The sequence below is a fragment of the Streptomyces hebeiensis genome (genome assembly GCF_052983195.1).
The window spans coordinates 633,686-652,571 of record NZ_CM129812.1; the positions used below are offsets into that span (position 1 = coordinate 633,686).

Here is an 18,886-nt window from a genome sequence, read left to right on the forward strand (position 1 = left end):
GTTGGAAGAAACGGCAGTTGGCATGACAGCATGCCGTTCCGCCCGCTGTCCAGGTACATGACAAGCCACGACAGGTCAGGGCTCGCGCAGGACGTGGTACGAACTGGACACGAGGGGCCGCGGGCCGCCTCGGGAGGGAATGGCCGGTGACCGTCAGCCTCAAGGACGTCGCGGAACGCGCGGGCGTCTCGATCAAGACGGTGTCGAACGTGGTCAACAACTACCGGCACGTCACCCCGGCGATGCGGGAGCGGGTGCGGCGGGCGATCGAGGAACTGGGCTACCGGCCGAACCTGACGGCACGCCACTTGCGCAAGGGGCGTACGGGCATCATCGCGCTGGCGGTGCCCGAGCTGGGCAATCCCTACTTCGCGGAGCTGGCGGGCGCGGTGATCGACGCCGCCGCCGCGCACGAGTACACCGTGCTGCTCGACCACACCGGGGGCAGCCGCGAGCGGGAGATCCTGGTCAGCCAGGGGTTCCGGGCACAGGTGATCGACGGGCTGATCCTGAGCCCCATCGAACTGGAGGCCGAGGACCTGCGCGGCCGGGACCAGGACGCTCCCCTGGTGCTGCTCGGCGAGCGCGCCTACGACCTGCCCTACGACCACATCGCGATCGACAACGTCGCGGCGGCGCGGACGGCGGTCCGCCACCTGCTCGGCCTCGGCCGGTCCAGGATCGCCTTCCTGGGGGCCCGGACCGACCGGATCAACGAGCCCTCGCACCTTCGGCTGCGCGGCTGGCGCACGGAGCTGACGGCGGCCGGGCTGCCGGCCCCGGACACCCTGGTGGCCCCGACGGGCGGCTGGGGCCACGCGGACGGCGCGACGGCGATGGCACGACTGCTGGACTCGGGCGAGCGGCCGGACGCCGTCTTCGCGTACAACGACCTGATCGCCATCGGCGCGATGCGGGTACTGGCCGAGCGGGGGCTGCGGGTGCCGCGGGACGTGGCGGTGGTGGGGTTCGACGACGTCACCGAGGGCCGCTACGGCACGGTGAGCCTGACCACGATCTCACCCGACAAACACACCATCGCGCGGCTCGCGGTGGCCTCCGTCGTGGAGCGGCTGCGGGCCGGGGGTGCGGTGCCCGAGGACGCCGAGGCGGGGGACGGGGCCGGCCGGGGGCGGGAGCTGCGTGTCTCGTTCCGGCTGGTGGAACGGGAGAGCACCCGCGGGGGCGGGTGACCGCGGGCCGCCCGTGTCCCCGGAGCCCGAGTTCGCACAGCTGTGCCCCCGTTGGGGCTGGTGTCCGTCCTGCCTGTGTCCGGAAATCGCCGCTCCCGGAGGATGCCGCGTGCCCATCTGCGGGAGTACGCCATGAGCACGCCGTACATCGTCTGCGGTACGCGGAAGTGACCTCTCCGGAACGACGACGCGAGCGCCCGGACGAGGGATCGTGGATTACATGAGTGCTCTGGCCCTGTCCGTCTTGTTGTGTCTCCTCTCCGCGGTCGCCTACGCCTCCGGAGCCATCCTCCAGGAACGCGTCGCGACGGCCGCCCCGGACCGGACGTACGCCCCCGTGCGCCACGGGGCGTGGTGGGCGGCCGTGGCGCTGAACGGGCTGGGCGCGGTGCTGCACGTGGTCGCGCTGGTGTACGGGCCGCTCAGCCTCGTACAGCCGCTGGGAGCGCTCACCATCGTCTTCGCGCTGCCCCTCGCGGCGCTGTTCGTGGGCCGCCGGGCCGGGCGCGCGGCCTGGCGGGGCGCGGTCATGGCGACCGTGGGGCTGGCGGGCCTGCTGGCCCTGACCGGGGGCGCCGACACCCGCGCGCCGGACGCGGCGCAGCGGCCGGTCCTGGCGGCCGTGACGATCGGCGCGGTGGGTCTGGTCTTCCTGGCCGCTCGGCGGGTGGGCCGGCCCGTCGTACGGAGCGTGCTGCTGGCCGGCGCGGCCGGGGTCGCGTTCGGGATCGCGTCCGTGTTCGTCAAGAGCGTCGCCCTGGGCCCGTTCTGGGACGACCCCGCCGGGCGCCTGCCGAGTCTGGCCGTGATCGCGGTGCTGGCGACGGCCGGGCTGCTGCTCTCCCAGGCCTCGTACCGGGGCGCCGGGCTGGCCGCGCCGCTGGCGACGGTCACGGTCGTCAACCCGGTGGTGGCGGCGGCCGTGGGGCTGACGCTGTTCGGCGAGTCGTTCCGGTACGGCGTGCCGGGGACGGTGCTGGCCCTGGGCTCGGGTGTGGTCGCCGCGGCCGGCCTGATCCTGCTCACCACCGCGCGCAGGGGCCTGCCCCCGGAGGGCAGGTCGGTGTCATCCCTCCTGCGGCCCGCGGTGGAAGGCGCTTCGCCCGGGGCGGCGGGCCCCGTCGGCCCACGTGTGTCCTCGGGGGCGGGCCGCCGTGTGCCGTCAGAGGCGGACGCCGCCCGCGCGCAGGTAGGCGAGGGGGTCGATGTCACTTCCGTACCCCGGCCCCGTGCGCATCTCGAAGTGGAGGTGCGGGCCCGTGCTGTTGCCGGTGGATCCTGACCTGGCGATCCGCTGACCGCTGCTGACCTGCTGGCCCTCGCGAACGTTCAGCGCGGACAGGTGCGCGTACTGGCTGTACTTGCCGTCCGAGTGCCGGATGACGACCTGGTAGCCGTACGCCCCGCCCCAGCCGGCCGAGACGACGTGCCCGGCGGCGACGGCCTTGACGGAGGTGCCGGTGGGGACGGGGAAGTCGATGCCGGTGTGGTAGCCGCTGGCCCAGGAGCCGGGCTTGCGGTAGGGGGTACCGGTGGAGGCGGCGACCGGGGCGGTGAGGCCGGCCGCTCCGGGCGCCTCGGTCCGCGCCTTCGGCGCCTCCCGCTTCTCCTGGGGCCGCTCGGTCTTCTCCGCCTTCGGCTTCTCCGCCTTCGGCTTCTCGGCCTTGGGCTTCTCGGTCCGGGTGGGTGCCTTGGCCTGCTGCTTCTCGGCTCGCGGCGGCTCGGTGCTCTGCGCGGGCGCCCCCTTGCCCTGCTGCCCCGCCGGGACGTGCAGGACCAGTTTCTGGCCCGGGAAGATCAGGTCCGGGTCGCTGCCGACGACCCGGCGGTTGTTCTCGTACAGCCGCTGCCAGCCGCCCTTGACGGCCTCGTCGGCGGCGATCCCGGACAGCGAGTCCCCGCGTGCCACGGTGTAGCCCTCGCGCCGGGTCGGCACATGAGTGGGGGACGCGGCCTTCTTCTTCTCGGCCCGCGCCAGCTTCTCCGCCCGGGTCTGCTCCGCATGGGCCTGTGCCGCGCTCGCGGCGCCGATGGGCCCGCTGCGGGCCGCGGTCTCGGCCTCGGGCGCGTTCGACGAGCCGGGCGACCGCTGGAGGGCGATGTCGGGGGTGGCACCGCCGCGGTCCAGCCCCGCGGTGACCGAGCAGGCGGGCCAGGCCCCTGGGCCCTGCCCCTTGAGGACCTTCTCCGCTATGGCGATCTGCTGGTCCTTGGTGGCGAGGTCGGCGCGCGGCGCGTAGGCCGTACCGCCGTACGCCTCCCACGTGGACCGGGTGAACTGGAGACCGCCGTAGTAGCCGTTGCCGGTGTTGATGTTCCAGTCGTTGGTCGACTCGCAGGCCGCGACCTTGTCCCACACGTCCACCGACGCCCCGTGTGCCGCTCCCGCCGCGATCAGGGGCAGGGCCATGCCCGCGCCGCCGGCCGTGACGGTCAGCGACGCACGGTTGATACGGCTCGGCTGGTATCGGCGGTGCCGACCGGTTGCGGCCATGACTTCGCTCCCCCACTGGCAGTAGGACACGTCGCAGGCGGCCAACCTACGGGCAGGGCACGGACCATGACAAGGTCTCGCCTACGCTTCGGCCGCGGATGCGCACTCAGCGTGCCACCCCGGCGCCCGCCGTGTCCCGCCGAATGCCGAATTGGCCTTCTTCAGCCATGGGTTGACGCCCCGTCGCCGGCCGTCGGCGCTTCGGACGGGCCGTCGGCGACCGTGGGGCACAGCGACCGGAGCCACCGCCCCTCGGGGGAGGAGGGCGGTGGCTCCGGCGGTTCGGGGATGCCCGGGCGGGGCGGGGTCAGGTACGCGCGGGCAGGGACGGTTCCGTACCGCTCTGGGCGCAGACGGACGCCGCCACCTGCGCCGCGAAGCCGAGCATCGCCGTCACCTGTTCCCGGTCGAGGCGGAGCGCGCCGCCCTCGACGTGCGCGCCGGTGGTACGCAGCCAGTGCAGGACGCCCGCCGTGAAGGCGTCGCCCGCACCGATGGTGTTGACCACCGTGACGGGCACCGCCGGTACGGACACCGGCCCGTCGTCCCGGGTGTAGGCCGTGGCACCCCGGGCGCCCCGGGTGAGCACGACGAGCGTGCCCGCCTCGGCCAGCCGACGGCAGGTCTCCTCGGGCTCGGCATCGGGCCACAGGCGCGCGAGGTCCTCGTCGCTCGCCTTGACGACCTGCGCCAGGGCGCACAGTTCACGCAGCCGGCGCACCCCCTCGACCGGGTCCAGCGTGCGGTCCTCGCGCACGTTGGGGTCGACCACGAGCAGGGACCGCGCGGCGCCCGCCCGGGCCGTGGCGGCGACCGCCTCGGCCGCCGGGTCGACGACCGCGGCCAGTCCGCCCACGTACACCGCGGCGAACCGGTCCACCCGCGCGGAGTGGTCCGGCAGCCGGAAGGTGGCCGTGTCCGCGAGGTGGAAGTGGTAGCCGGTGCCGTCCGGCCCCGGGTCGGCCACCGCCAGCGTGGTGGGCAGCTCCGAGCGGGCGCAGAGGCCCAGTTCCGTCCCCGCCGAGGCCAGCCGCCGCTCGATCAGCCGGGCGAAGCCGTCGCCGCCGAGCGCGCCCGCGAACCAGCTGGGGGTGCCCAGCCGGGCCAGCCCTGCGGCGACATTGGCGGGGGCGCCGCCGGGCTGGGCCGCGTAGGTCTCCGGCCCGGCCGGTGACGGTACGAGGTCGATCAGCGCCTCGCCCATCACCAGCACCGCGCCGGAACCGGCCGCGGGACCGGCCGGGGCGGGCCCGGGGCCCGCCGGGAACTCCTGTGTCACGGCTCCACCACGATCTTGCGGCCCTTGCCCGCCTTGAACCGCTCCAGCGCCTGCGGGTACTCCTCCAGCGGCAGCCGGTCGCTGATGAAGACCGCCGGGTCGAGCACCCCGGTGGCGAAGAGCGCGGCGGCGCGCTCGTAGCTGTGCAGCACCGCCATGGAGCCGGTGATCGTGATCTCCTGGTTGTAGATGCGGTACGGCTCGATGACGGCGGTCGTGGCGTAGTCCGAGACGCCGAACTGGAGGAACGTACCGCCCTTGGCGACCCGGCCGAGACCGTCCTGGATGGCGCGGGCGTTGCCGGTGGCGTCGATCACGACGTCCCAGCCGCGCGGCCGGTCCAGCTCGTCGGCCGCGGCGGCGGACCGCGAGCAGCCGAGCTTGTCGGCGGTCGCCAGCCGCTCCGGGTTGACGTCCAGGACGTCGACGGAGGCGGCACCGGTGCGCTTGGCCAGTTCCAGCATCATCAGGCCCATGGTGCCGGACCCGTAGATGAGGACCTCGGCGCCGAGCGTCGAGCTGAGCACGTCGTAGCCGCGTACCGCGCAGGACAGGGGCTCGATCAGCGCCGCGTCCCTGACGTCGACGTGGTCGGGCAGCTTGACGCAGTTGGCCACGGGCGCGACCGCGAACTCGGCGGCCCCGCCGGGCTTGCTGACGCCGATGGCGTTCCAGCGGTCGCACAGGTTGCCCCGCCCGGCGCGGCAGTAGCGGCACTCGTGGCAGTGCAGGGACGGGTCCACGGCGACCTTGTCGCCCACGGACAGCTCGGTGACCTCGGAGCCGATGCCGACGATCTCTCCCGCGAACTCGTGACCCGGCACGATCGGCAGGGTGGGCGCGAACTCTCCCTGGAGGATGTGCAGGTCGGTGCCGCACAGTCCGCACGAGGCGACGGAGACGACCACGTCACGGGGGCCCGGGGTGGGATCGGGAACCGTCGTGACGGAAACCTGGCCGGGGGCTTCGATGATCGCTGCCCTCATTATTTAACAGCTCCAAGAGACAGGCCCTGGACCAGCTTGTCCTGGGCGGCGAAGCCGGCGGCGAGCACCGGCAGTGACACGATGACGGACGCCGCGCACAGCTGGGCCAGGAAGAGCCCCTGGCTGGTCACGACGCTCATCAGGTACACGGGGGCGGTCTCGGCCCGCACCCCGGTCAGCACGCGGGCGAACAGCAGCTCGTTCCAGCTGAAGATGAAGCAGATCAGCGAGGTGGCCGCGATACCGGGGGCGGCGATCGGTGCCACGACCCGGGCCAGGACCGTCGGCAGCCGGGCGCCGTCCACCTGTGCGGCCTCGATGACGGAGACCGGCACGTCCGCGAGGAAGGACTGCATCATCCAGACCGCGATCGGCAGGTTCATCGAGGTGTAGAGGATGACGAGCAGCCAGATGTTGTCCAGCATTCCGACGTTCTTGGCGAACAGGTAGATCGGCAGCAGGCCGGCGACGACGGGCAGCATCTTCGTGGACAGGAAGAAGAACATCACGTCCGTCCACTTCCGCACCCGCCGGATGGACAGCGCGTACGCCGCCGGAAGCGCGAGCAGCAGCACCAGGACGGTGGAGAACAGCGACGCCATCAGCGAGTTGAGCAACGGCGGCCAGGGGCTCGCCCCGCCGTCGGAGCCGAAGAAGGCCCGGTAGCCGTCGAGCGTGAGGCTCGCCGCCAGCGAGGGCGGATTGGTGGCCGCGTCCGCCTCCGAGTGGAAGGAGGTGAGCAGCATCCACAACGCCGGCAGGCAGAAGACGATGCCGATGACCCAGGCCAGCACGCCCAGCCCGGTGTTGATCCGCCTGGCCCGCTTGGCGCCGGGGGCGTACTTGTGCTCGACACGGGGCCGCGCGGCCGTGGTCGACGCGGTGTTCGCGGTGTCCGCGACGGAGTGGGTGCTCATGCGCGGTTCGCCTCCTCGCTGAAGAGGGACGAGACCACACGCAGCGCGAAGGTCGCGATCACGATCGTGCCGATCACAACGACGACGCCGGCGGCGGAGGCCAGTCCGTATTCGTAAGCCCTGTAGAAGGTCTGGTAGATGGTGTACGGCAGGTTCGCCGTGCCGAGGCCGCCCGCGGTGAGGGTGAACACCGCGTCGAAGTTCTGCACGATGTAGATGGATCCGAGCAGGATGCCCAGTTCCAGGTAGCGGCGCAGGTGCGGCAGGGTCAGGTAGCGGAACATCTGCCAGGGGGACGCGCCGTCCAGCCGCGCGGCCTCCAGGGTCTCGGCGGGCCTGCTCTGCAGCCCGGCGAGCAGGATGAGCATCATGAACGGGGTCCACTGCCAGATCAGGGCCGTCTCGACCGCCAGCAGCGGCATGTCGGAGATCCAGTCGGGCTGCGCCGGCTCGGAGACTCCGAAGAGGCCCATGAACCAGGCCCAGCCGCCGTTGAGCAGGCCGTACTCGGGGTTGTACAGGGCGTGCTTCCACAGCAGCGCCGCCGAGACGGGTACCAGCAGGAACGGGGTGATCAGCAGGGTGCGGACGAAGCCGCGGCCCATGAACGTACGGTCCAGCAGCAGCGCCAGCAGCATGCCGAGGACCACGCTGACGATCACGACGGTGGCCGTGAGCAGGACGGTGGTGAACACCGAATCGCGCAGGCTCTCGTCGGTGAAGACCGAAGCGTAGTTGGAGAGGCCGGCGAAGCGGCGGTTGTCGGGGGAGAGCGAGTTCCAGTCGAAGAGCGAGATCACCAGGGTCGCCACGAAGGGCAGCTGGGTGACCACGACCAGGAAGACGAGGGCGGGCAGGAGCGGGGCCCGGGTGGCCCAGGCGCGCGCCCGGTCGGAGGCCGTACGGGCCGCCTTCGGCGTCGTCGCGGGGCCGGGCGCGCCGGCCGGTGCGGATGGTGCGGTGCTGACGGAGGTGCTCATCGCTGCTTGTCCCCCACCTTCTCGGCGAGCTTCTGGGAGGTCTTCAGCGCTTCTTCGACGGACTGCTTGCCCGCGATGGCCGCGCTGATCTCCTGCGACACCTTGGTGCCGAGGTCGGTGAACTCGGGTATGTCGACGAAGTGCACACCGACCGTGGGCCGGGGCTGGGTGCCGGGGTCGCGCGGGTCCGCGCTGGCGATGGCCTGCTTGGTGACCTCGGCGAAGGCGGCCGCCTCCTTCAGGTAGGCGGGGTTGGCGTAGGTCGAGGCCCGCTTGCCGGCGGGCACGTTGGACCAGCCGCTCGTCTCGCCGACGAGGTTCTCGTACTCCTTGCTGGACGCCCAGGAGACGAACTTCCACGCCTTGTCGGTCTTCGGGGAGGACTTCTGGATGCCCCAGGCCCAGGTGTAGAGCCAGCCCGAGCTGTCGGTCTGCTCCACGGGCGCGGGCACGTACCCGATCTTGCCCTTGACCGGGGAGCCCTTGGCCTCGAGCGAGCCGGCGCCCGCGGTGGCGTCGTACCACATGGCGCTCTTGCCCTGCGTCATGTTGTTGAGGCACTCGGCGTAGCCGGCCTGGGAGGCGCCCGCCTCGCCGTGCTTCCTGACGAGGTCGACGTAGAACTTCGCGGCCTTGGTGAAGCCCGGGCCGGTGAGCTGGGCCTCCCAGTCCTTGGTGAACCAGGTGCCGCCCATGGTGTTGACGACGGTGGTCAGGGGGGCGATGACCTCGCCCCAGCCGGGCAGTCCGCGCAGGCAGATGCCCCGCATGCCGCGTTCGGCGCCGTCCGCCTTGGCGGCGAGGTCTGCGACCTGCTGCCAGGTGGGCTTCTCGGGCATGGTGAGGTTCTTGGCCTCGAAGACGTCCTTGCGGTACATGAGGAAGGACGACTCACCGTAGAAGGGCTCGGCGTAGACCTTGCCGTCCTCTGCCGTGAGGGACTCGCGCAGCGGCTTCAGGATGTCGTCCTGGTCGAATCCCGGGTCCTTGGCGAGGTGGCCGTCGAGCGGTTCCAGCCAGCCGTTCTTCGCGAAGAACGGTGTCTCGAAGTTGCTCATGGTGGCGACGTCGTACTGGCCCGCCTGGTTGGCGAAGTCCTGGGTGAACTTGTCACGGGCGTCGTTCTCCGGCAGCACCGTGAAGTTGACCTTGATGCCGGTCTCCTTGGTGAAGTGACTCGCGGTCAGCTTCTGGAGTTCGATCATCTGCGGGTTGTTCACCATGAGCACGTTGATCGTGTCGCTCCCCCCGGAGGCCGCACCCCCCGCGCCGGCGCATCCCGCGAGCAGTGATGTGAGGGCGACGCCCACGCCCATGCGCACATACATTCGACGTCGTCGTCGTTGGTGGAGGGGCATCAGATCTCTCTCTCCTGATAATTCGTTGCGGGATGGTACGGAAAACAAGGGGCTCGGGGACGTCTTCGTCCCGGCACCCGCCGGGCGAGGGGCCGAGCCGGCCGGAGCTCTCGCGGTGGCGGAGTGGGAGGCGGGTGGCTCAGACACGGATGACGTGCGGCCCCAGCAGGGAGTAGCGCTGGGCCTCGGCCGACGGCAGACCCGTGTCGGTCACGATCGCCTCGAACTCGGCCACCTCGGCGAAGCGGCAGAAGCTCACCGCGCCGAACTTGGTGTGTATCCCGGCGAAGACCCTGCGCCGGGAGCTCCGCATGGCCTGCGCCTTCACCTCACTGACGGCCGGGTCGGGGGTGGTCAGGCCGTACTGGCGGGAGATGCCGTTGGCGCCGACGTACGCCAGGTCGATGACGAAGTCGGCGAGCATGCGGGTGGTCCAGTGGTCGACCGTGGCCATGGTGGAGCCGCGCACCCGGCCGCCGAGCAGCAGCACGGCGAACTTCTCGGCGTCGGCGAGCGCGGTCGCCACCGCGAGGGACGCGGTGACCACGGTCAGCGGCCGGTCCCTGGGCAGCGCCTCGGCCACCAGCTGGGGAGTGAAGCCCTCGTCGACGAAGACCGTCTCCGCGTCCCCGAGGAGGTCGGCGGCAGCGGCGGCTATCCGGGACTTCTGTGGGACGAGCCGGGTGGTCCGGGCGGCGAGCGTCGTCTCGAACCCGGCGCTCTCCACGGGATAGGCGCCGCCGTGGGTGCGCCGCACCAGTCCGTGCTCCTCCAGGGTGTGGAGGTCGCGCCGGATGGTTTCCTTCGCCACCGCGAGCCTGGCGGCCAACGCGGTGACCTCCACCGACCCGTCACGTCGGGCGATCTCCAGAATTTCTCGGCGACGCTCGTCGGTGTCCACGACCACACACTTCCCTGCTCACTGCGGCTCAGCACCCGTTCGGGCTCATGCGTCGTTTGTACAAGCAAGGCCCAGGCCGCGACCAGGCCCTTCACAGAAGTACATGCGACCGTATGTGCCCGTTTGACATTTGACATCACCGCAGGCCAGCACCCATGAGAAGGGGAATGTCGCCCGTGTCACAGCCCGCTTCACGGTCCTTTCGTGCCCGTTCGGCGCCCGGCGCGGAGTGCGCTTTCCCGCCGGCCGGTGCCCGTACGGCACTCCCCCTGTCCGCATTCGGAGCGCCGCCGGCCGTGGCGGCCTCCGGTACGCCCGGTGGTGCGCGGCCCGTTCACAGCGGCTCGCGGCGGCTCACCCACAGGCTCGGCGGGCGGTTCACACTTCGGACGGAAGAGGGTGCGGCCGACCAGGAATGCGTAACCTTCCCCGGAGCTTGAGGATGACTGAACAGCCGTGTTCGTCACCGCGTATCGCTTCAGGACGGGCACGGCGCCCCGACGACAGAACAACAGACGAAGCCGAGCACCAACAGCAACACCGACTACCAGGAGCACACGCATGAGTGGTACTGCCCAGATCGGCGTCACCGGGCTCGCGGTGATGGGACGCAACCTCGCCCGTAACTTCGCCCGGAACGGACTCACGGTCGCGCTGCACAACCGCACCGTGTCGAAGACCCGTGCCCTGGTGGACGAGTTCGGTGCCGAGGGCACCTTCGTCCCCGCCGAGTCCGCGGAGGAGTTCGTCGCGGCGCTGGAGCGCCCGCGGCGGCTGGTCATCATGGTGAAGGCGGGCGCCGCGACGGACGCCGTGATCGAGGAGTTCGCCCCCCTGCTGGAGGAGGGCGACGTCATCATCGACGGCGGCAACGCGCACTTCGCGGACACCCGGCGCCGGGAGAGGGAGCTGCGCGAGCGCGGCATCCACTTCGTGGGGGTCGGTATCTCGGGCGGTGAGGAGGGGGCGCTGCACGGGCCGAGCATCATGCCGGGCGGCTCCACCGAGTCGTACGCGTCGCTGGGTCCGCTCCTGGAGCGGATCGCCGCGAAGGCGGACGACGGCACGCCGTGCGTGGCGCACATCGGGCCCGACGGCGCGGGCCACTTCGTGAAGATGGTCCACAACGGCATCGAGTACGCCGACATGCAGCTGATCGCGGAGGCGTACCACCTGCTGCGGTCGGTCGCGGGCTACTCCCCCGCGAAGATCGCGGAGACCTTCCGGACCTGGAACACCGGACGGCTCGACTCGTACCTGATCGACATCACGGCGGAGGTACTCGCCCACACGGACGCGGACACCGGCAAGCCGTTCGTGGACATCGTGGCGGACCGGGCGGAGCAGAAGGGCACCGGCCGCTGGACCGTGCAGATCGCGCTCGACCTCGGTGTGCCGGTCTCCGGTATCGCCGAGGCGGTCTTCGCCCGCTCGCTGTCCGGGCACGCGGGGCTGCGCGACGCCTCGCAGTCCCTGCCGGGACCGACGGCGGCGCCGCTGGACGAGGCCGAGGCGGCCCGCTTCGCCCACCAGGTGGAGCAGGCGCTGTACGCGTCGAAGATCGTCTCGTACACGCAGGGCTTCCACCAGATCCAGGCGGGCAGCGAGGAGTACGGCTGGGACATCGACCTCGGCTCGGTGGCCTCGCTGTGGCGGGCGGGGTGCATCATCCGTGCCGCGTTCCTCGACCGGATCCGCGCCGCCTACGACGCGCGGCGCGACCTGCCGAGCCTGCTGTCGGACAAGCAGTTCGCCGAGGAGATCGGCGCGGCCCAGGACGACTGGCGCGCGGTGATCGCCGCCGCCGTGGGCCAAGGGGTGCCCACGCCGGGCTTCTCCGCGGCGCTCGCCTACTACGACGCGCTGCGCGCACGGCGGCTGCCGGCCGCGCTGACCCAGGGACAGCGCGACTTCTTCGGGGCGCACACCTACCGGCGTACGGACCGCGAGGGCTCCTTCCACACCCTCTGGGGCGGCGACCGTTCCGAGGTGGCGGGCTGACAACGCCGGCGTAGGCCGGTCGCCGCCGCCACCGGCCAGGCTGGTGGGCAGGCAGGTCAGCCGGCCCTGCCCGGCCGGTGGGCGGGCCTCTGCCGAGCCGGTCGGGTCACCTCGGCCGGCCGGTCCGGCCGATGGGTCCCGGCGAGGGCTCCGGCTCCGGCACGGGGTCGGGGCCCGGCGGGTGCGGCACCGGATCCGGGGTGGGGACGGGGCCGGGGGCCGGCGGGGTCGGCGACGGCCCCGGTCCCGGTGTCGGCCCAGGGGTCGGTCCCGGCGGACCGGGCGGCGGCGTGGGAGACGGGGGTACCGGATCGGGGTGCGGTACGGGGTCGGGGTACGGGCTGGTCATGCCGGACCTCCAGGTGAACCAGTGTCGTGCGTTACCGATGTCTCGCGGTGCGCGTGCCCCCGCGCGTGTACTCCACGCGTGGTGCCGCGCGGAACGTGTCCGCCGCGGGGTGTCCTCGGCCGAGGGCCGCCGCCGCGGCGGCGGCCAGCCCGGAGCGGGGACTGGCCAGGACCACCGCGCTGGTGGTGGTGCGATCGGCCGCGTCGGCCATCGACGCCTGGGCCAGGACGATCGCGTCTGCTCCGGTGACCGCGTCGACGGCGGTGGCCACCGCGTCCAGAAAGCCGTCCCGGTCACCGGCCTCGAAGCGCTCCCACGCCCCGGTCACCAGCACCGTACGGAGTGCCACGGGCCGCCCCGCCGCCTCTTCTCGGACGAGTGCGGCCGTCGGTTCCAGTGTGCTCTCCAGCGCGGCGATGACGACGACCCGGCCGGCGGCCGCCGCCGCCCGCGCCATGGGCCGGTCCACCCGGAGCACCGGCACCCCGAGAGCGGGCCCGGACGCCTCGGCGACGGCACCGAGGGTGGAGCAGGTGCACAGCACGGCGGTGGCGCCCTCGGCGACGGCGCGGGCGAGCACCGCCCCGACGGCCCCGGCCACGGCGTCCGGTCCCGCTGACCTGGCCCGGCCCAGCAGGTCCTCGTGCACGAGGTGGCGCAGCGCGAGGCCCGGATGGCCGGCGTCGCGCAGACCGTCGAAGACCGGGACGTGCAGCGGCGAGGTGTGCAGGAGGGCGAGCATGTCGGAGATCGTAGCCAGGGCGTCGTCCCGGTCCCTCTTCGTCCCTTCCGAGCGCTCCTCCGCTCAGGGCTCGCCGGTGGCCATGGCCTGTTCCCGCTCGGCGTCCGCGGCCCGGGCCCGTCGGCAGATGACGACGGCCGCCGCGGCCCCGGCCACCGCGAGGGCGGCCGGCACCATCCACGGCCGGTCGAACCGGTGGCCGGTGAGATGGTCCAGGGACAGCCGGCCGGGCCCCGCCAGGCCGACACCGGACGCCGCCCAGCCCAGGAGCGCCGGGTACTCGAAGCCGCCCTCCTGGCTGAAGAAGCCGTTCGGTGCCTGCACCGACACCGCCGCGGCCATGTTGCCGGCCACCGCCGCCGCGGCGGCCGGGGTGGCGAACCCCAGCGCGAGCAGCGTGCCGCCGCCCGCCTCCGCGAGCCCGGAGGCGACGGCGCTCGGCCGGCCGGGCCGGTAGCCCATCGCCTCCATGGCCTGGGCGGTTCCGCCGATCCCGCCGCCGCCGAACCAGCCGAACAGCTTCTGGGCGCCGTGCGCGGCCAGCACCCCGCCCATGCCGAGCCGGAGGGCGAGCAACCCGGCGTCGCGACGGGCGGAGTACGTGCGGCAGGTGCGACAAGCGCGGCGGATGCGGGAGGACCGACGGGTGCGGCAGGTCATGGCGGGCTCCTGGGCTACGGGGACGGGACCAGGTGCGCGCGGGTCGGCGCGCCCTCACGCCTCCACTCTCGGGGCCGGGGCGGGTGAAGGGGCAGCGTTGCTCGGCCGTACGGGTCGTGACGCCGCGGGTCGTGCGGGTCGTGCGGGAGCACGGCCGTCCCGTGGCCGGGTTGTGGTCGGGCGGTGGGCGGGTCCCCTTCCCCGGCCCAGGGCGCGACACGCACTGGAGGGAACCCGCCGCGGACGGATCAGCGCGCGCAGCGCAGGGCGCGCGGGTCCACCGCGCCCGCCATCACTTCCATGCCGGCGTCGTTGGGGTGCAGGTGGTCCCCGCTGTCGTACGCGGGCAGCATCCGGCGCGGCGCCGCCGGGTCCTGAACGGCCGCGTCGAAGTCCACCACCGCGTCGAACGCGCCGCTGTTCCGGATGAACGCGTTGACCTCCTGCCGGATCGCCTCACCGCCCTCGTTCCACTCGCGCCAGCCCTCGTAGGGCAGCACCGTCGCCCCGACCACGCAGGCCCCGGCCGCGTGCGTGCGCCGGATGATCTCCTGGTAGCCGGCGATCAGCTGGGCGGCCGTCGGCGCCGGGGTGGCCTTGAGGTCGTTGACGCCTTCGAGCAGGAGCACGGTCCGCAACCCGCGCTGGGAGAGGACGTCCCGGTCCAGCCGCTTGAGCGCGCTCTCGCCCGCGCCGTCCGAGAGCACCTTGTTGCCGGAGATGCCCTCGTTGGCGACGCCCTTGAGCGGGGTGCGCCGGTCGGCCAGCAGCCGCCTCGCGAGGAAGTCGGGCCAGCGGCGGTTGGTGTCCGCCGTGGTGACGGCACCGTCGGTGATCGAGTCGCCGAACGCCACCACGGCACCGGTGCCGCGCGGGGCGTCGACGACCACCGCGTCCAGGTAGTACCGGAAGCTGGTCTGCTGGGTGTAGGCCGTGCCGGACTCCTCCGCCGCGTGCTCACCGGCCGGGGCGATGTACGAGGTCTGCAGCCCCATCCGGTGCCCGGTCGCGGTGCCGGACGCGTCCCGGACGTACACGCTCACGGCCAGGTCGGCCTGCGGACGTACGGTGCCGCGCAGCGGGTCGCTGTACACGGAGCCGCCCGGCGGGACCGTGACCGAGGCGGCGCCGCGGAAGGTCAGCGGGCGGTTGGTGCCGGGCACCAGCGCCGCACCCGTGTCCCGCAGTCCCACGTACGCCCGGCCGAAGGTCACCGGCTCGGTGCCGAAGGCGTTGGACAGGCGGACGCGCAGGGCGCTGCCCCCCGCGCTGGTGCGCAGGACGACCCGGTGGGTGCGGTCGGGCACCGAGGCGTCCAGCCGGTCGGCGCTCGCTCCCCAGGTGACCACGGAGGTGGTGGGAGCGGCGGGGCCGGCGGCGGTCGACGCGGTCGGAAGCGCGAGGGCGGTGCTGAGGGCGAGGGCGAGGACGGCGAGGGTCCGCCGGGAGCGGCGGGGTAACTCCGGTCTGTTCATCGCGGGTTGCTGCCTCTCGTCGGTTGATCGTGCACATGCCACTCATGGCACGGGCGGAAGGCGCTTCAGGTTCGATGCGCGAAGGAATGCGACCGCCATGGCGCGGAGTCACAATGGGAGAACGACGGCCGGGGCCGCCCCTCGACGGCCGTCGCACGGAGAAGCGGAGGAAGCGACAGGGAGAAAACCGGGAGAAACAGGGAGAAGAGGACAGGAGGGCCGTCGTGCCGCGAACCAGCGATCGGGAAGCCGTGCGGGACCTGCTCGACGCCTATGGCCGTACGTATGCCGACGAGGCGCGCATCCCGTTGCGGAACACTCCCCAGCCGCTCTACCAACTGCTCGTGCTCGCCTGCTTGTTGAGCGCTCGGATCAGCAGCGGCATCGCCGTGGCGAGTTCCCGGGCGCTCTCGGAGGCCGGGTTCCGCTCCCCCCGGCGCATGGCCGACGCCGGCTGGCAGCGGCGGGTGGACGCGCTGGGCGTGGGCGGCTACCGCCGCTACGACGAACGCACCTCCACCCAGCTCGGCCGAGGCGCCGAGCTGCTGCTGGAGAAGTACCACGGCGATCTGCGCCGGCTCCGCGAGGCGGCGGACGGCGACATCGGCACGATGCGGTCGCTGCTGCGCGAGGTGCCGGGGCTCGGTCCCGTGGGCGTGGACATCTTCCTGCGCGAGGTGCAGGGGATCTGGCCGGAAGTCGCCCCGTACCTGGACGAGAAGACGTTGCAAGGGGCGCGCAAGCGCGGTCTGCCGACCCGGACCGAGGTCCTGGCCGAACTGGCGGGCGACACCGGTACCGACCCGGCGCTCTTCGCCGCGGCGATGGTACGCGCGGCCCTTGACAAGGGGGGCCGTAAGACGGGCAAGGACGGCAAGGGGAAGTCCGGCACGAGCCGGAGCAGGAGCTGACCCGTCCGGGCGGGGGACGCGGTGGTGCACCGCCCTACGGTGGTGCACCACCGCGTCCCCCGCCCGGACGGGTCAGCTCCTGCTCCGGGACACGGGCCGCGTCAGCCGTGCGGCGGCCTGTCGTCCGACGGCGGCTCCTGCGTGCCGATCTGCTCGTCCAGCTTCCGCTGCGCGGTGTCGACCTGGTCGCGGTACTTGTCCCCCGTCCTGCGGTCGACGGCGTCGCCCGCCTTCTCCACCCCTTGGCGCGCCGTGTCCTCATGTCCCTTGATGAGGCCCTTCAGCTTGTCGAGCATCGACATGGCCCACTCCTCGCTCGGTCCTCGGCCCCCGCTCTCCTCCACCTTCACCGCTGACCGGCGATCGCGCATCCGGGAGCGGACCGCTCCACCAGGCACGCGGGCCGAGCAGGGTCATGACCGCCGGTACGAGCAGCAGCCGGACGACCGTCGCGTCGACCAGCACACTGACGGCCAGGCCGAGGCCCAGCATCTTGACCACGATGTTGTCGCTCACGATGAACGCGGCGAAGACGCTGACCATGATCAGCGCGGCACAGCCGATGACCCGGGCCGTGATCGAAAGGCCGTGCGCGACACTGCCCCGGCTGTCACGGGTGCGCAGCCACGCCTCGTACACCCGGGCCAGCAGGAACACCTCGTAGTCCATGCTCAGGCCGAAGACGATGGCGAACATCATCATCGGTACGTAGCTCTCGATCGGCACCGTCCCGTTGACGCCCAGCGCCGGTCCGCCCCAGCCCCACTGGAAGACGGCCACCACCACGCCGTACGAGGCGGCGATGGACAGGAGGTTGAGCACGGCGGCCTTGAGCGCCACGAGCGGGCCGCGGAAGACGACGAGGATGATGACGAAGGCCAGGGCGACGACCACCCCGATGATGAGCGGCAGCCGTGCGGTCAGGATGGCCTTGAAGTCCTCCTGGGCCGCGGTCGGGCCCGTCACATAGGTCCGGGCCGCCGTGGAGCGCGCGCCGCGCGGCAGCGCGTCGTCCTTGAGGTCGTCGAAGAGGCGGGCCGTACCGGCCGACTGCGGGGAGGTCCGGGAGAGAGCGGTGCCCGTCAGCAGCCGGCCGTCGGTGGTCGGCCGGAGCGGTGTGACGTGCGCGGCGCCCGGGACACCGGTGAGTGCCTTCGCCAGGTTCGACGCGAGTGCGGCGCGGTCCGCCCGGGGCACCGCGCTCTGGTCGACGACCAGGGTGAACGGGCCGTTGGCACCCGGTCCGAAGCCGGCGGCGATGAGGTCGTAGGCGCGCCGGTCGGTGAAGCTCGTGGGGTCGGCCCCGTCGTCGATGTGGCCGAGGCGGATGGAGAACAGGGGGATCGCGAGCACGACCAGGACGACGAGGCCCCCGGCCAGGAACCACCAGGGGCGGCGTTCCACCTGCCGGGCGTAGCCGGTCCAGCCGCCGCGCCGCCGCGCCTTCGCGGGCACGACCGGACGCGTACCGGCCGGCCCGCGCCCTCCGGGCGGGACGGGTGCCGGGGCCATTTCGGCCACCGGCCGCCGCAGCCGGTAGCGGTCGATCCGGCGGCCCGCGAGCCCCAGCAGCGCGGGGACCAGGGTGACCGCGCCGAGGACGGCGGTGACGACCGTGACGGCCGCCGCGACCCCCAGCTTTCCGATGAAGCCGACCTGGGACACGTACAGCCCGGCCAGGGCGACGATGACCGTGCAGCCCGAGACCACGACGGCCCGCCCGCTGGTGGCCACCGCCCGGCCCGCGGCCGTCGCCGGGGCGGCTCCGTCCATCACCAGCTGCCGGTGACGGGTGATCAGGAAGAGCGCGTAGTCGATGCCGACGCCGAGACCGATCATGGTGGCGAGGGTGGGCGAGACGCTCGCGAACGTGGTGGCCGCCGCGATCAGCCCCAGGCAGGCCAGTCCGACGACCACCCCGGCCAGGGCGGTGAGCAAGGGGATTCCGGCGGCCAGGACGCTGCCGAACCCGAGGAGCAGGACGAGCACGGCCACCGCGAAGCCGATGGCCTCGCTGGTCATGTCGGACGGGGCCGGCCGGGCGAGTTCGCCGAGCGGACCGCCGTACTCGACCTGGACGCCCGTCTCCCGCAGCGGCGCGACCGCCGAGTCCACGCCGTGCAGGTAGCTGCTCGGCAGTGCGGTGGGAAGGGTGTCGAACCGTACGGTGATGTACCCGGTCCTGCCGTCGGGCGTCAGCGCGCCGGTGGGCGGCGCGGCCGGTGTCGCGGGCAGCGGGCTCTCGGCGCCGAGGACGTGCGGCAGCTTCTCCAGTGCGCCGACGGCCTCCTCGATCTCGCTCCGCCGGTCGGTGAGCGGTCCCCGGCTGTCGTGCAGGACGACCTGGGCGGCGATGCCCGCGGCCTGCGGCGCGTGCGCGGCGAGCAGCCGGGCGCCCGTGTCCGACTGGGTGCCCGGCAGCGTGAAGTTGTCGGAGTAGGTGCCGCCGTAGACGCTCTGGAGCGCGTGCAGCCCGCCGAGGGCGACCAGCCAGAGGACGATGACGACGGCGAAGTGACGCGCGCACCACTCCCCCAGCCGTTGGAGCGGTCCGCCGGGTGCCCTGCCGTCCGGCGTGTGTCCGTGTCCGCCGCTCCGCGCTTTCATGCGTTCCCCTCAGAGGGAGTGGCCGTCGGCCGC

The 18,886-nt window shown here is 72.8% G+C and carries 16 protein-coding genes; 4 read left to right on the forward strand and 12 right to left on the reverse strand.

Translation table 11 applies throughout. The features are described from left to right. Positions 1-146 precede the first annotated feature (146 nt). Positions 147-1,193, forward strand: coding sequence for a LacI family DNA-binding transcriptional regulator (locus tag ACU6P3_RS02670; protein ID WP_447195729.1), 1,047 nt, complete (start codon positions 147-149; stop codon positions 1,191-1,193). Between the two features lie 220 nt (positions 1,194-1,413). Then, entirely contained in the window at positions 1,414-2,475 is a 1,062-nt protein-coding gene (locus tag ACU6P3_RS02675) for a DMT family transporter (RefSeq protein WP_447195730.1), read from the forward strand. Here ACU6P3_RS02675 and ACU6P3_RS02680 read toward each other — a convergent pair. The 7 genes from ACU6P3_RS02680 to ACU6P3_RS02710 form a co-directional block, all read right to left on the reverse strand. After that, complete coding sequence (locus ACU6P3_RS02680) at positions 2,356-3,687, reverse strand: transglycosylase family protein (protein ID WP_447195731.1); 1,332 nt, start codon at positions 3,685-3,687, stop codon at positions 2,356-2,358. The genes ACU6P3_RS02675 and ACU6P3_RS02680 overlap by 120 nt on opposite strands. A gap of 307 nt (positions 3,688-3,994) precedes the next feature. Further along, a complete protein-coding gene (locus ACU6P3_RS02685) occupies positions 3,995-4,966 on the reverse strand; it encodes a carbohydrate kinase family protein (protein ID WP_447195732.1) in 972 nt (323 codons plus the stop codon). Further along, on the reverse strand, positions 4,963-5,952 hold the full coding sequence (locus ACU6P3_RS02690) for a zinc-dependent alcohol dehydrogenase family protein (protein WP_030743589.1): 990 nt from the start codon (positions 5,950-5,952) through the stop codon (positions 4,963-4,965). The genes ACU6P3_RS02685 and ACU6P3_RS02690 overlap by 4 nt, the downstream gene beginning before the upstream one ends. Beyond that, positions 5,952-6,869, reverse strand: a complete 918-nt coding sequence (locus ACU6P3_RS02695; protein ID WP_447195733.1) for a carbohydrate ABC transporter permease — start codon at positions 6,867-6,869, stop codon at positions 5,952-5,954. Before ACU6P3_RS02695 ends, ACU6P3_RS02690 begins: the two co-directional genes overlap by 1 nt. Beyond that, positions 6,866-7,849 carry a carbohydrate ABC transporter permease gene (locus ACU6P3_RS02700; protein WP_447195734.1) on the reverse strand — a complete coding sequence of 328 codons (984 nt, stop codon included), beginning with the start codon at positions 7,847-7,849 and terminating at the stop codon, positions 6,866-6,868. The genes ACU6P3_RS02695 and ACU6P3_RS02700 overlap by 4 nt, the downstream gene beginning before the upstream one ends. Further along, complete coding sequence (locus ACU6P3_RS02705; RefSeq protein WP_030743583.1) at positions 7,846-9,207, reverse strand: ABC transporter substrate-binding protein; 1,362 nt, start codon at positions 9,205-9,207, stop codon at positions 7,846-7,848. Before ACU6P3_RS02705 ends, ACU6P3_RS02700 begins: the two co-directional genes overlap by 4 nt. A 139-nt stretch (positions 9,208-9,346) precedes the next feature. Continuing rightward, positions 9,347-10,108 carry a DeoR/GlpR family DNA-binding transcription regulator gene (locus tag ACU6P3_RS02710; protein ID WP_030743581.1) on the reverse strand — a complete coding sequence of 254 codons (762 nt, stop codon included), beginning with the start codon at positions 10,106-10,108 and terminating at the stop codon, positions 9,347-9,349. Between the two features lie 561 nt (positions 10,109-10,669). Here ACU6P3_RS02710 and gnd point away from each other — a divergent pair. Further along, positions 10,670-12,109: an NADP-dependent phosphogluconate dehydrogenase gene (gnd, locus tag ACU6P3_RS02715; RefSeq protein WP_447195735.1), complete on the forward strand. Its 1,440-nt coding sequence runs from the start codon at positions 10,670-10,672 to the stop codon at positions 12,107-12,109. Between the two features lie 380 nt (positions 12,110-12,489). On the opposite strand, the gene ACU6P3_RS02720 is transcribed toward gnd, so the two are convergent. From ACU6P3_RS02720 to ACU6P3_RS02730, 3 genes are all read right to left on the reverse strand, one after another. Next, complete coding sequence (locus ACU6P3_RS02720) at positions 12,490-13,200, reverse strand: aspartate/glutamate racemase family protein (protein ID WP_447195736.1); 711 nt, start codon at positions 13,198-13,200, stop codon at positions 12,490-12,492. 63 nt (positions 13,201-13,263) lie between these two features. Then, positions 13,264-13,860 (reverse strand): DoxX family protein, encoded by a 597-nt coding sequence (locus ACU6P3_RS02725; protein ID WP_447195737.1) that lies wholly within the window; start codon positions 13,858-13,860, stop codon positions 13,264-13,266. Positions 13,861-14,108: 248 nt separating this feature from the next. Continuing rightward, positions 14,109-15,335, reverse strand: coding sequence for an SGNH/GDSL hydrolase family protein (locus ACU6P3_RS02730; protein ID WP_447195738.1), 1,227 nt, complete (start codon positions 15,333-15,335; stop codon positions 14,109-14,111). Between the two features lie 224 nt (positions 15,336-15,559). Here ACU6P3_RS02730 and ACU6P3_RS02735 point away from each other — a divergent pair, with 224 nt between their 5' ends. Next, positions 15,560-16,246: an endonuclease gene (locus ACU6P3_RS02735; protein ID WP_447195739.1), complete on the forward strand. Its 687-nt coding sequence runs from the start codon at positions 15,560-15,562 to the stop codon at positions 16,244-16,246. Between the two features lie 101 nt (positions 16,247-16,347). On the opposite strand, the gene ACU6P3_RS02740 is transcribed toward ACU6P3_RS02735, so the two are convergent. Beyond that, entirely contained in the window at positions 16,348-16,548 is a 201-nt protein-coding gene (locus ACU6P3_RS02740) for an antitoxin (protein WP_447195740.1), read from the reverse strand. Next, positions 16,505-18,853 (reverse strand): MMPL family transporter, encoded by a 2,349-nt coding sequence (locus ACU6P3_RS02745; RefSeq protein WP_447195741.1) that lies wholly within the window; start codon positions 18,851-18,853, stop codon positions 16,505-16,507. The genes ACU6P3_RS02740 and ACU6P3_RS02745 overlap by 44 nt, the downstream gene beginning before the upstream one ends. Between the last annotated feature and the right edge of the window lie 33 nt (positions 18,854-18,886).